The 13,841-nt window shown below is 56.9% G+C and carries 8 protein-coding genes; 4 read left to right on the top strand and 4 right to left on the bottom strand.

Annotated elements, in window-relative coordinates:
- The first annotated feature begins 76 nt into the window (after positions 1-76).
- The 3 genes from H7F20_RS00035 to H7F20_RS00025 are packed head-to-tail and all read left to right on the top strand — an operon-like array spanning position 77 to position 5,392.
- A complete protein-coding gene (locus H7F20_RS00035; RefSeq protein ID WP_255443928.1) occupies positions 77-3,046 on the top strand; it encodes a SusC/RagA family TonB-linked outer membrane protein in 2,970 nt (989 codons plus the stop codon).
- Positions 3,047-3,058: 12 nt separating this feature from the next.
- Entirely contained in the window at positions 3,059-4,552 is a 1,494-nt protein-coding gene (locus tag H7F20_RS00030) for a RagB/SusD family nutrient uptake outer membrane protein (RefSeq protein ID WP_185784104.1), read from the top strand.
- 18 nt (positions 4,553-4,570) lie between these two features.
- A complete protein-coding gene (locus tag H7F20_RS00025) occupies positions 4,571-5,392 on the top strand; it encodes a hypothetical protein (protein WP_185784103.1) in 822 nt (273 codons plus the stop codon).
- A gap of 149 nt (positions 5,393-5,541) precedes the next feature.
- Here the strand turns inward: H7F20_RS00025 and H7F20_RS00020 are convergent, their stop codons facing one another.
- The 3 genes from H7F20_RS00020 to H7F20_RS00010 all read right to left on the bottom strand — a co-directional run bounded on the left by H7F20_RS00020 (position 5,542) and on the right by H7F20_RS00010 (position 11,290).
- Positions 5,542-6,210 (bottom strand): hypothetical protein, encoded by a 669-nt coding sequence (locus H7F20_RS00020; RefSeq protein ID WP_185784102.1) that lies wholly within the window; start codon positions 6,208-6,210, stop codon positions 5,542-5,544.
- Between the two features lie 65 nt (positions 6,211-6,275).
- Positions 6,276-6,992 carry a hypothetical protein gene (locus H7F20_RS00015; RefSeq protein ID WP_185784101.1) on the bottom strand — a complete coding sequence of 239 codons (717 nt, stop codon included), beginning with the start codon at positions 6,990-6,992 and terminating at the stop codon, positions 6,276-6,278.
- Entirely contained in the window at positions 6,989-11,290 is a 4,302-nt protein-coding gene (locus H7F20_RS00010) for a thrombospondin type 3 repeat-containing protein (RefSeq protein ID WP_185784100.1), read from the bottom strand. Before H7F20_RS00010 ends, H7F20_RS00015 begins: the two co-directional genes overlap by 4 nt.
- Before the next feature lie 166 nt (positions 11,291-11,456).
- On the opposite strand from H7F20_RS00010, the gene H7F20_RS00005 reads away from it, so the two are divergent.
- Complete coding sequence (locus H7F20_RS00005) at positions 11,457-13,442, top strand: putative porin (protein WP_185784099.1); 1,986 nt, start codon at positions 11,457-11,459, stop codon at positions 13,440-13,442.
- A 172-nt stretch (positions 13,443-13,614) separates the two neighbouring features.
- On the opposite strand, the gene H7F20_RS15830 is transcribed toward H7F20_RS00005, so the two are convergent.
- A partial coding sequence (locus H7F20_RS15830) for a hypothetical protein (protein WP_221898673.1) occupies positions 13,615-13,841 on the bottom strand: 227 nt, incomplete at its 5' end.

Raw genomic sequence — 13,841 nt, 5'->3', positions numbered from 1 at the left:
AAGATTTTTGCAACCTGCTAATTCAAAAATTACTTAAATGAGATCGAAAATTCGTAGGATCTTAACACCTTTATTGATGGTGTTGAGTATTTCTATCTCCTTTGCACAGGAGAAAACCGTTTCGGGTACCGTGGTGGATCAGAACAACCTGCCGGTGCCCGGAGTTTCCGTGATCGTTGTAGGGACGTCACGGGGAGTCCAAACCGATTTTGACGGAAACTACAGTATCAAGGTTAATCGGGGCGAGGTGCTCCGGTACGCTTACCTGGGCCTTAAGGACGTAGAACGGACCGTGGGTCCGTCCAATACCATCGATGTACAGATGGTAGAGGATGCCGAGGCGCTCGAAGAGGTGGTGGTACAGGGCTATCGTACCGCAGCCCGCGAGAAATCCAGCATCGCAGCCCAGACCATCAGCGCAGAGACTATCGAGAACCGGCCGAATGCCAGCGTGGTTCAGACCCTTTCCGGCCAGGTGGCCGGTCTGGATATCAGCACCAATAGCGGGCAGCCCGGGGCGAACTCAACCGTCCGGCTGCGCGGGGTGAACTCCATCAACGGGAACGTCGAACCCCTCTTCATTATAGACGGGACCCCGGTAGATGCGGATAACTTCCGAAGCCTGAACCCCCAGGATATCGCTTCCATCTCTGTACTCAAGGATGCCGGTGCCACCGCCATCTACGGGAACAGGGGTGCCAACGGGGTGGTGGTGATCAAGACCAAGCAGGGTAAGTACAACTCCCCCCTACAGATCAACTACACCGGGATCATGAGTTTCAACACGCTGCAGGACAACGACTACGACCTCATGAATTCCCAGGAGCAGTTGCTGCTGGAGCGCCAAAGGGGCGCAGGTCGCGGGGACGGCCTCACAGATGAAGAAATCGCCGCCGCCCCCACCTTTGACTGGGCGGATTTTTTCTTCCGGACGGCCCTGACCCAGAACCATACCCTGAACCTGCAGAGCGGTAGTGAAAATGCCACGCAGTTCACCTCCCTGGGCTACTACAATGCCGAGGGGATTTTGCAGGCCTCCGACCTGAAGCGTTTCAGCCTTCGAAGCAACGTATCGGGCCGTTCCGGCAACGACCGCTTCAACTATGCCTCGAACCTGACCATCAACTATTCCAACTCGGGCGAGCCAAACGGTATCGGGACTGCGGGGATCAACCGGAACCCGGTACTCGCCGCTTACCAGTCCGTACCTTATATTACTCCGGATGAGTACACCAACGGTGCGGCCCTTTTGTCCCCGTTGCTCTTTGCGAACACCCCCCTCTTTATACTGGACAACCTCAATACGCTGACGCGGACCGAGGAGGAGGTCAAGATTATCGGGAGCTTCAACGCATCGTATAAACTGACAGACGCACTGACGGCCAACCTGGTGTTGAGCGCCGACTATCAGAATGAGATCCTGAACCTGGCAGAAGCGCCTGATTCATTCAATGCCCTGCTATTCGGAGGGGGTGCCAACCCCACTTCCGGTTTCAACGACCAGCAGACCCGGCGGCAGTTTACCTACAACCAGGTGACCTCCCTGAATTACTCGAATGCCTGGGGAAGGCACTCCGTGGATGTTGGCGCGTATCTGGAGTACTTTAAAGCACACCTGCGCACTTTTGGTTTCCGGGCAAACGGCCTGGATCCGAAAACCTTCTATCCGGGAGACGGATCCGGATTTGTGGATGACAACTCCTCCAACGACTTCTTCGTGGACCAGGCAAATGCCAACATCCTCAATGCAGGGCTCTTTTCGTATTTCGGCCAGGCCGACTACGACTACGATACCCGGTACGGACTTACCGGGACCATCCGCCGGGACGCCTCCTACCGCTTCGCAGGCAGTAACAAATGGGCGACCTTCTATTCGGTGGCCGGACGCTGGAATATCCACAACGAGGCCTTTATGAGCAACTCGATATTTGATCAGCTGAAGCTGCGGGCCTCCTACGGGACGGCTGGTAACCAGCGGATTTCAGGGACCACTTATTTCTCGGCCCCGGACCTCACCAAAAACCTCTTCGCAACTGGTGCGGGATATGCGGGCTTCAACTCCATCTTCCTTTCCCAGATTGCAAATACCACGCTGCGGTGGGAAACCGTTACCTCGGCCAACATCGGCCTGGATTTCGAGGTCTTCGACCGCCGACTGAGAGGTTCCATTGACGTATATGACAAGAAGACGACGGACCTGTTCCAGAATACGCCGGTTTCAGCCATCAATGCGGTAACCGCCCTGAATGCGAATACCGGGGACCTGTCGAACCGCGGTTTTGACTTCACCATCAACTACGATGTGGTCCGCAGCAATGTGGCGGACGGCTTTAACCTGACCCTGAAGGGTGTGGGTAACTTCAACGAGACCAAATTGTCCAACCTGCCCAGCGAGGACGGGGTCATCATCGGCACGGGCCGGAACGACGGAAAAATCTTTGAGTATTATACCATCCGTTACGCCGGGGTAAACCCCGCCAATGGAAACCTGTTGTTCTACACCGCAGACGGGGATGTTACGGAGAACCCGAATGCGGACACCGACCGGGTTTGGCTCAACAAGAACATCTTTCCCGACTGGCAGGGTAGCTTTGGCTTTGATATGGATTACAAAGGGTTCTTCTTGACTACCCAGTTCAACTATGTGGTAGGCGTGGACCGTTTCGACAACGACCTGGCCGGTTTCCAGAACCCGAACAACATCGGTCAGTTCCGGACCTCCCGCGACCTGCTCCGCGCCTGGACGCCGGACAACCGGGTAACGGATATCCCTGCCTATGACGCCTTTAACCGGGCTTCCTTTGCCTCAGACCGCTACCTGACGGAAGCGGATTACCTGCGGCTGCGGTTTGCACAGGTAGGTTATAACTTTCCGTCGCGGTTCCTGGAAAACACCGGGCTGACCCGCCTGCGGATTTTCGGCAACGCCGAAAACCTGTTCACCATTACCAAATGGCGCGGGTTCGACGCCGAGGCACAGGACAATACCTCTCGTATCTATCCGACACCGAAGATCCTCTCTGTCGGATTTGAATTAGGATTTTAATAAAAACTAGCGATGAAAAATTTTAATAAACTTATTTTAATTATTGGAGCATTGTTCGGGCTGATGGCTTGTAACGATGCGATCGAGATCGACCAACCGGGTCGTCTGGATGCGGATGCGGCCTTTGAGAACGTATCCGACCTGGAGGCTGGCCTGTTCGGAGTCTATGATAATTTTGACGTTACCCCTGAAATCGCCTTTAGTTCTGTATTCACGGACGAACTGGCTATCGGGTTTGACAGCGGCGGACAGGGACTGGCCGATTACGGTTTTGTCCTGAACGCGGGTAGTACCGCTCCGGAGATTTTCTGGGTGCGAGGCTATGCCGCCCTGAACGCTGTGAACCGCCTCATCGAAGCGGCCGAATTCATTATTCCGGAGAACGCAGAAGAGCAGGCGCTCTACAACCAGATCCTCGGGGAGGCGTATGCACTCCGCGCCTGGGGGCACCACAAAATGCTCAAGTACTTTTCCACGGACCTCTCGGACGACAGCGCCCTTGGGGTTATCATCCTGGACTTTGTCCCGACCATCGACCAGCAGTTGCTTCGCAGTACGAACGGCGAGGTTTACGACCTGATCGAAGGCGACCTGGCCACTGCCGCAAATTTGCTGGGTAGCTCCACCGTCGACAAAACCCGGATCAACCAGGATTTTATAACCGCGCTCCGCGCCCGGATTGCTGCCTACCGTGAAGACTATACGGCGGCTGCGAATTTCAGCCAGCAGCTGATCGACGATTATCCGCTCGCCAACCGCGCTGAATACGAAGCGATGTTCCTGGATACTTCCGATGGGGAGGTGATCTTTAAACTGGAACGGACCATTGGAGACAACTACGATGGGCAGGGGGTTACAGGCAGCCCGGCTGCCGGGGGATGGGCAGGTGCCCGCTTCGCTTTTGTGGATGCGACCCTTACCGGATCCCCCTACTTCGAGATGGGAAGGTCCCTGTTCAACCTGTTGGACCCCTCGGATATCCGGTATACCGTGAACATCGCGCCTACCAGTGTGATCGACCCGGACTATGAGACCAACCAGAATGCTGCCCGGGATATCCTGGTAATCCAGAAATACCCCGGTTCCGAAGGGCAGCCGCTGATGAATGACCTGAAGGTCTTCAGGGTGAGCGAGATGTACCTGATCCGGGCCGAGGCTTATGTGGCCAACAACCAGCTGGACCAGGCTGCCTCCCTGATCAAGGCGATCCGGGATGCGCGCTTCGGAACGGCAACCGTGGCGCCTGTTTTTTCCAGCCAGCAGGAGGCCTACGATGCCATCCTGGATGAACGCCGCGTGGAACTGGCCTTCGAGGGCCATCGGTATATCGACCTGAAACGCCTTGGGCAGCGCGCCGGGCAGGGGGTTGAGAAGGACCCGGTGGATTGCGCCTTTAACGGGGCCTGTACGCTGCCGGCCGATGACTACCGGTTCACGTTGCCGCTACCGATAGTGGAGTTCAACGCCAACCCAGACCTGCGTGAACAACAAAACCCCGGATACTAAACCAAAATACCCATCAAGATGAAAAAGTTTATATACCTATTAATGGGCCTCGGGCTGCTTGCCTCCTGTGAGGAAGACCTGCTTGTATACGATACCCCGGAGGGATTCGTCCAGTTTTCGAGCGCGTCCGGTTCCATCACGGAAGCAGCCGATGAAGGCCCCTCAGTGACAACCGTTCTTTTGGGCGATGGGGAGAACCCCAACGGCGTAACGGTGGATTTCACCATTACGGCTTCCGACCCGTCCCGTTTCACCGTGGAACCCTCAGGGGGGTCCATTGAAATCCCTGCCGGGTCGTTTTCTGCGGATATCGTGATCACCCCGGTTGATAATTTCCAGGTGGACGGGGATATGGATATCGTCCTGGAGCTCCTCCCGAGCAGCAGCGTGCCGATCGGCATCGGTGGCGAGGGCAACGAAGGCCTCAGCCGAACCGTTACCCTGGTGGACGACGACTGCCCGGTAGACCTGAGTGCCTTTATCGGCACCTTCAGTGTGGAGGAAGTCTTTACTTCCGGAACCAACGAGGGATTAACCCTAGCCGGCGCCTTCGGGCAGAACTACCAGCTGGAAATCTCCGCCCAGCCGGGGGATGCGTCTGGTACGCGCCTGGTAATCAACAATACCGCAGGTTTTAATACCTACCTGCCGAACGGCACGGTGATCCAGCTCCAGGCATGCCCGGGTACGGTGGGCTTTACCACCAACCCCATCAATGTGGCCCTGTTTGCGGATATGACCATTGAGACGACATCCTTCAACGAGGAAGGGCGTACGATCACGGCGGCTGGACCCCTTGGAGGCTTCGGCCCCTATGAATTTGTCCTGACCCGACAGTGATCCGGGTCCTGACCCATAAAAAAAGCCTGCGCTCCAAGCGCAGGCTTTTTTGTTTTGATCTCTATAGCAACTACTATCCGGCTAGAGGAACCCGATCTCCTGTCAGGCTTTGCACCTTCCAGCCCCTCCCTCCGTTCAGGCGATATCTCCTAAGAGCCGTTCAAATATCCCAGCAGCCGGATAACCTCCTCTTCCGATTTCAGCTTGAGCCCTTCTTTCTTTATAAAGGATTCGGCAGCCCCGGAATCCGACAGGAATTCCAGCACGTCCTTTTTGCGCAACCGGACCTCCCTGGCCGGGCCCTCCTCCCCGATGAGGTAGTATTCCACGGATTCCAGGAAACGGGGTGGCCGGTCCTGGCTGTAGGAGGATGCCGCCGGCTGGCTTTCCATGAATTCCTTGGTAATCCGCTTCAACAGCCGGACATCTCCCTGGTTCAGCAGGATAAAGTACCCCTCGGAGATCCCGTCCCGGCCCTTGAAAGGGGCAATGACAAAAAGGTCCCCTGCGATGTCCGCCCAGACATAGTCCCTCTTGAACAGGCTGGTGACCCCATCTGCCGCCTTTATTTCGATTTCATCCCTGTAGGCATTGTACCGCATGGAGGCGGCATATTCCTGTTCTTCCCCCACGTGAACCCTGCCCGGTTTGAAAGCCTCGTCGAGGTAAGGAGAGCCTTCCACATTGGGCGGAAGCGTATTGAGGCCACCGGAGGTACTGTTATTGACATATTCTGTTGGGACTTCCAGGGAAACCTGGGACTGGACGAGGGATACAGCCGAGATGCTGAGTCCTAAAAGCAAGTATTTTCTGATCATATTTCGTGGATTCAATTTATATCATACGGATAAAAACCATTCTGAACACCAGGCAGAGCGAACCCCTATTCCACCCGGAACTCAAAGAGCTCCGAAACCGTCACGTTCCCGGCCGAATCGATGGTTTCCACCCGCCAGTAATAGGTTTGCCCGCTCGAAACTGCCACCTCGAGGGTTGGCTCGGTCAGGCCCTCTTCCAACAGGGGCGGTTCCGGGTCCGTGCCGAAATAAACCGAATAGGAGGCAATGTCGCCGTCAATATCCGAGGCGCTCCATTCCAGGGTGACGGAAGGGGTTGCGGCGAGGTTGATGCCCCTGGCGGGGGATACGGCCTGGGCGGGGAAGGGGGCGTAGTTTTCGATCCCAGGGCCCGCATTGTAGAACCGCCAGACGGGGCTGCTTGCGGTCTCCGGTGTGCCTGTTGCCCTGGAAATCACGAACCATTCGTAGGGAACGCCCCGGAGCAGGACAATTTCGATCTGGTTTTCCGAACTGTTGGAAATGGTTGTGCCACCGGTGTTGAGGTTTTTCAGGTTGACCTGGTAGCTGTCGGTCCCCGCCGATGCCGTCCATTGGAACAATACCCGGCTCCTGTTTTCATTCAGTAGTTCCCCCTCCGTGCATTCGGAATCATTTTCCGGGAACACCAGGGTGGCTGCCGAGGGTGACGGTACGGGTTCGGGTTCGGGTTCCCCACCGCCGCTATCCCCGCCCCCGCAGGCTGCCAGCAGGAGGCAGGTCCCCAGGGGGAGGAGGAAGTTCAAAAAGGTACGGTAACTCATCGCTTAATGATTTTATAGGTAAATAACTGGTTGCCCACCCCGATATTGAGCAGGTAGACGCCGGGGGCAAAGCCGTCCATCCGGATGCGGATTTCGCCCTGGATGGCGTTGTATTCCTTGTGCAGTATCCGCCGCCCGTCCAGATTGAACAGCCCGAGCTGCACCCGTCCGTCCAGGTCCCCGGGGAGGAAGACATCGAAGTATCCATCGGCCACGGGGTTTGGAAGTACGGTAAGGGATTCGGCAAGGGTGATCACCTGCTGGTAAACGCCCTGGCAGTCCTTATCGGTGCGGACTTCCAGTTGGTTTACCGGCCGGTCCAGGGGAAGGGTAATCCTGGAGGATGTGGTTTGGTAGTCTTTTCCATTGAGCAGGATCCGGTACTGGTCCCCGCCTGCCAGCTCCAGGGTGATGGCATTGTCCAGGGAATTGACCTTCCCGCTAACGGAGAGGTCTTGTGGCTGGACCACTTCCAGCTGGTAGCACTGCCGGTAGTCCGGTTCTCCGGCCACCGTAATGCACAGGGTGTAATTTCCTGCCGGCAGGTTGCTGAACTCCGCGGTTTCCGTGAAATCCAGGACAGTGCCCCCGTTGAGCACAGCTGTGTAATCCAGGGCCTCTGCCGCCTCCAGCAGAATGGCCCCGTCGTTCTTTGAACTGCAGGTTTCACCCCGGGTCCGGATCAGGAAGTTGGCTGCAGGCAGGGAGAATACAGGGCAGCCGTCAATTCCCACCACCTGCCCATCCGGAGTCGCTGGGCAGGCATCGGCGTCATTGGGCACCCCGTCGTTATCCAGGTCGTCGTCACACACATCCCCTATGCCATCCGCATCCGCGTCCGCCTGGTCCGCATTGGGGGTCAGGGGGCAGTTGTCAGTTGTATCCGGGATGCCGTCCCCGTCATCGTCCAGGTCACAGCTATTTCCGATGCCGTCGCCATCCGTGTCGTCCTGGCCGGGATTGGGGATCAGCGGGCAATTGTCCTCCGCGTCCGGGATGCCGTCGTTGTCGTCATCCAAATCGTCCTCAAACCCGGAAACCACGAGGTCGTCCACCACCGCCCCTTCCTGGGTCACCAGGGGGTCGGAGTGGAAAACGATGCGGAACTGGATGTTGGGCTCCCCGGTCAGGTCCCGCTCCCCCAGGGCTGCATTGAGCACGAAGTCGTAGGCGTATTCGGTCAGCTCCGCGTTCGTCCCCGTCCACTGGGCCCCGGGGCAATTCTGGCAGTCATCGGCCTCCCCGGAACTCTCGTTGGTGCGGTCGCTGGTATACCAGTTGGGCTGGCTGTCCACCGATCCGAGCAATTCCCAGGTACTTCCCTCGTCCGTGGAGAACTGCACATAGACAATATCAAAATCCTGTTCCAGGTCATAGGCCATATTGAATTTTAGCACCGGTGCAAGGATTGTGGAGAAGTCGTAGCATTCGCTGATCAGGAATGCCTTTACCCCGTCCCCGTGGTTCCCGTCCAGGTTGGTGGCATAGGCCTGGGAGCCGGAGGCAGCCTGGTTCAGCAAGGTGCCGGCCGGGGTTCCCCTTTCCCATTGTTCGGTATCACTCCCCTCGTTGTAGGTAACCAGGTCGGCGGAGCCGGATTCGAAGTCATTGACCTGGTCGCTGGTCCCCGGGGAATTCACATAAAAGGTGTGCTCCTGGCTATTGTTGTCTTCAAAGGCATCCCCTTCCACGTTTACGGTAACGGACAGGACCGCTTTGCCTTTTTGCAGGGAGGTGAGTTCGGGTAGCTCCACTTCGGCGGTCTCCCCACCCGGGATGTCCACAACCTGGTTCAGCGCAACGGGTGTGCCGGCGTTCAGGGAGTAAGTGATTGCGATTTCGGTGATGGGGTTCAGGCCGTTGTTCTCCACCGTGACCCGGGGGACCACCGCGCTGCAGATTACTGCGCTGTTGGCAGGGCTCAGAGAGAGCAGACGGATGTCCGAATCCGGGACCTGTACCGGTATGGGCGATTGCCAGACTCCGCGCCCGTAGGTAGAGGCGGTGATCCGCTCGTCGTCCAGGCTGATCTCCAGGTCGCTGACGGCAGTACTGGGCAGTCCTGCAAAATACTCCTCCCAGGAAGTCAGGTTGTCATCCAGTCGGTATACCCCGAGGTTGGTGCCGAGGTAAACCGGGTTTTCGGTATGCCGTCCCTGGTGGGTGATGGCAAAGAACGCCTGGTCGGTGGGAAGGTCATAGGTAATGTCTGTTTCCAGGCCCGGGTCGCCATTGGGTAGTACCGGGACCCGGAAAACCTTGCGGTCCACGGGCAGCTGTTCGGTTTGCGGGATCCCGACCCTTTTGGAGGTAACCACGTAGATGGCCGATCCGTCCCGGCTGTTCACGGCCATATCGGTAATTTCTGCCCGGGCGTTGAAAAAGGGGGCAAAATTCATTCCTCCGTCCGCACTGCGATAGACAAAGGTGCCCTCGGCCGCATACAGGACGGAGGCGTTGCTCGGATCTGCCTCCAGGTCTTCGATCCGCCCGTCCGTATTGGGAATTTCATACCGTTTTTCCCATTGGTTGCCATTGAGGCGGTAGATGGCATCATAACCCGCGTACAAATTCCCGTCCGGGGCAATGGCCATCGGGGTAATCCAATTGCCCGGCACCGGGCTGCCCTGGTTGTTGGTTGGCGGGCCGATGATGGCGATGGACTGCCCCGAATCGGTTGAGATGTTCAGGGACCCTCCGAACTGGGTAAACCCGTACATGATGTTGTCGTTTACGGGGTCCACGGCGTTGTCCATGCCGTCTCCCCCGTGGTAATTGTTCCATTGCCCCTGGTTGAGCACCTGCCCCCCGTTGTCCTGAAGCCCGCCGATCATCTTGGAGGCATCCTGGGCGGAAACCGAGAGTTTGTAGAATTGCCCGATGGTGATCCCGTCTGTATAGTCCCGGAAGGTGCCGCCGCCGTTTTCCGACACGTACACGCCCCCGTCGGTACAGGCGAAGAGCCGGTTGCCAAAGATTTCGAGCCTGTGGATGTCTGCATGCGTGTAGGCCGCGTTGTTCCGGAACCAGCTGTTCAGCCGGCTCCAGCTGTCCCCGCCGTTGTTGCTTTTCCAGATATTCAGGCACCCCATGTACAGGATATTGGCATTGACCGGGTCCACGGTCAGTGCAAGGTCAAACCAGGCCTGGCTCGATTCCATGATGTTCTGGTTGTTCTGAGTCTCTGTAAACGTTTCGCCGCTATCCGAGGACCGGTACAGCCCCTGATAGGAAAAGTTGCTACTGGCCCGGTTGGCCGTCAGGATATAGAGCACCTCCGGGTCGGCCGGGGTCACCCCCAGCACGACCCGCCCGGAAGTCCCGGGCAGGACGGGGCTGTCAATGGCCTGGAAGTCTTTTCCGTTGGTGGTTTTGTAATAACTGGCGGAACCCCCGCCTCCCCCGACGTGGGCGTTGGACACGGCGTAGACCGTGTTCGGGTCGCCGGGCTTGAGCTTGAAGTCGGAAATAAACCCTCCCTGCATCAGGTTCCAGGAGGAACCCCCGTCGCTGGATTTATACAGGCCGGCACTGGAGCCCACCCAGAGGACCTGGGAATCCGTCGGGTCGATGACGATATCGTTCATCAGCAGGTTCACATCCGTATTCCCCGGATTGATGCCCGTCTCGTTCCAGGTAAGCCCCCCGTCCGTCGATTTGAAAACGCCCACACTGTAGGAATCGGCTGCATCGTCATCGCCCGTGGCAATGTAAACGATGTTCGGGTCTTGCGGGTCGATGGCGATTCCGGAGACCCCGATCTGTGGAAAATCGTCAAAGAGGTTGGTCCAGTTGCTTCCTGCATCCGTGGTTTTCCAGATCCCCCCGGCCGGGGCACCCACGTACCATATGTCGGGGTTCACGGGGTCAACTGCCACCGTATTGAGCCGCCCGGTACCCGGCAGTTGCCCGGAATATACCCCGACATTCAATGGCCCGACCGGGTTCCAGTCGGCGGTGGGGTTCGGGGTCTTGGCCGAGGCCTGTTGTTTGTTTTTCCAGCTCTGCCATAGCTCCGAGGCCGTGGGGAGGTTGCCCCGGCTGTCCGCAAAGTGGTTCCAGAGGTATTCCCACCGCTTCAGCTGCTTGTAACCGCTGCCTTTGGCAAGGACGTCCCGTTGCCCGGCATAGCGCTGAATGGCTTCCCGGGCTTCGAACAGGTTCAGGGGTTTTTCCTGGGGCAGGGATGTGATTCGCATACTGCTATCCGGGGGGGCGAATCCGGGAGGGACAGGCCCGGTTTGGGCAAAAAGGGGACAGGCTGCCAGCAGGCAGGCAATCACAAAAAAGCGGTTCATATCAATTTTTTTACAAAGATGCCTTAAGCCCTGAAAAGTAGCAAAAATTTGGGTTATTCCTGTCAGTTTTTCCGTTCTACACGGGGCTACGGCCCCTCCGTTCACTGCCAAAATTTCACAATTACTTAGGAACAAAAAGGGTACCTTTGCCCGGAATCGAAGCCCTATGCGATACTACCTGCTGATTTTATCGGCTCTGTTGCTGCATCCGGCACTGGCCCAGGACAAGCCGGCACCACCGGTCCGCCAGAAGGATACGGCCGGGTTGCGCGCCGCGGAGCTCGCCCGGAAGAACAAGCCGGCAACCCCCGGGGAGGCGATCACTATCAGGGATTACAAGATCATTTCGAACAACCGGGACACCACCTTCCTGGACACCACCCTGACCATCCAGAAAGAGTACCGGTACAATTACCTGCGCCGCGACGATTTTGAACTGATGCCCTTTTCGAATGTAGGACAGCCCTATAACCGGCTGGGGGCAAACCTGAACCGGGAATCCATATTCCCCAGGATGGGCGCCAGGGCACGGCACTTCAACTATCTGGAGGTAGCCGACATCCGGTATTACAATGTGGCGACGCCCATGACGGACCTGTTTTTCAAGACCACCTTTGAGCAGGGCCAGTTGCTCGACGCCATGCTTACCTCCAATTTTAACCGGCGACTCAATTTTTCCATTGCCTTCAAAGGGTTCCGGTCGCTGGGGAAATACCGGCAGGATGAGGCCCAGTCCGGGAATTTCAGGGCTACAGCCAACTATGTGACCCGGGATGGCCGCTACCGCTTTATGGCCCATGTGGCCGCCCAGGACATACGGGGGCAGGAAAATGGTGGCCTGCTCAATGCCGAGGATCAGTTCGAGTCCGAAAACCCCGATTTCCAGGACCGCTCACGGATCGATGTGCGGTTCAGCAATGTCCAGAATGAACTCAACGGGAAACGGTACTACCTGGACCACGAATTCCGGCTGCTGGGAAGGGGTGCGGACAGTATCCCCGGTATGGGGAACCTCTACCTTACCCACCGCTTTGCCTATGAAACCAAGTGGTACCAATATTCTCAAAACAACAATTCCTCCGGCTATTTCGGGGACCTGATCCTGACCCCGGTCAAGGACCAGGCCTACCTGAAGACGTTTTACAACCGGATGGGCACGGGATTGGAAAACCGGTGGCTGGGCCGGTTGGAAGGATTCGTAACAGTGTATGACTACACCTATTTCTTCAACAGTATCCTGCAATCCGATGCCGGCACCATCCCCAACAAGTTGTCCGGGCAAGAACTGGTTACCGGGGCATCCTGGGAGAAATCCTTCGGCTCCCTGCGCCTGGAGGCTGAGGGCGGCCTGGGGTTGGGGGGTGACCTGACCGACTCCTACCTGGATGCGAGCGTCACCCTCCCGCTGGGGGAAAGCTTTGAACTGACGGCAGGCATCCACCACAGCGCCCGGAAACCCGATTTCAACTTTTTGCTGTACCAGTCGGATTACCTGAATTACAACTGGGACAATTCCGGCACTTTCGAAAACGAACAGGTACAAAGCCTTTTCGGCCGGGTACGATCGGACCTGCTGGGCACCCTCAGCGCCCAGTTCAGCTCGTCGGATAACTACTCCTATTTCGCTTCAATCGCGGATGCCGAGCAGGTGGCGGCTGGGGAGGAACAGTCTTTTGTCCGGCCTTTTCAGCAGGCGGGCCGGATCAACCACCTCCGGGTCCGCTACGAGAAGGAATTCCGCCTGGGGAAATGGGCATTGAACAACACCCTGTTATACCAGGAGGTGGACCAGGATGCCGCGGTGCTGAATGTCCCGCAGCTGCTCACCCGGAATACGCTATACTTTTCCAGCGACGTTTTCAAGAAGGCGATGTTTGTACAGACGGGGATCACCCTCAAGTATTTTACACCCTATTTTATGGATGCCTACAACCCGCTGCTGGGCGACTTCTACGTGCAGGACCGGGAGGAGTTCGGCGGCTTTCCCATGCTGGACTTTTTTATCAATGCCAAGGTGCGGCAAACCCGCATTTACCTGAAGGCCGAACACTTCAATTCCTCCTTCACGGGGAATTCCTTCTATTCGGCGCCGAATTACCCCTACCGGGATTTTGTGATCCGGTTCGGGCTGGTCTGGAATTTCTTTTCCTGAAGTTACTTTTGAGCCGGGATTTGACCGTGGGTTGCGGATAGGGATTCGCCCGGGGTTGCCGGGCAGGAACCCAACCGGCAGTCCAGCCACCTGCCGGCTGATACCGGGTTACTTGTCCCCAAGAGGATTTTTTTAGGCTAGTATTTATTATAAGCCACAGCATATCAATGCTTTAAGAAATTGGGAAAGTTTTAAGCAAATTTTTTTCACTCCCTGTTTGTGGAAGCAAAAAAAGCATTCTATATTTGCACCCGCTTTCGGGGTAAACCTGAGGGCGAATAAGCAAAAGAGAGTTCATTGACATATTGACAGACAGCGTAGCTTCTGTTCGGGGAGGTCGGCCGAAAGGCGTGATTTCCTGATAACGGATAGAAGTGATTGTACAAAAAATAAATAAAC

Source organism: Robiginitalea sp. SC105, from assembly GCF_014243345.1.
GTDB lineage: Bacteria > Bacteroidota > Bacteroidia > Flavobacteriales > Flavobacteriaceae > Robiginitalea.
Note: the sequence above shows the minus strand (reverse complement) of the source record. Positions and strands in the feature narration are given on the sequence as shown.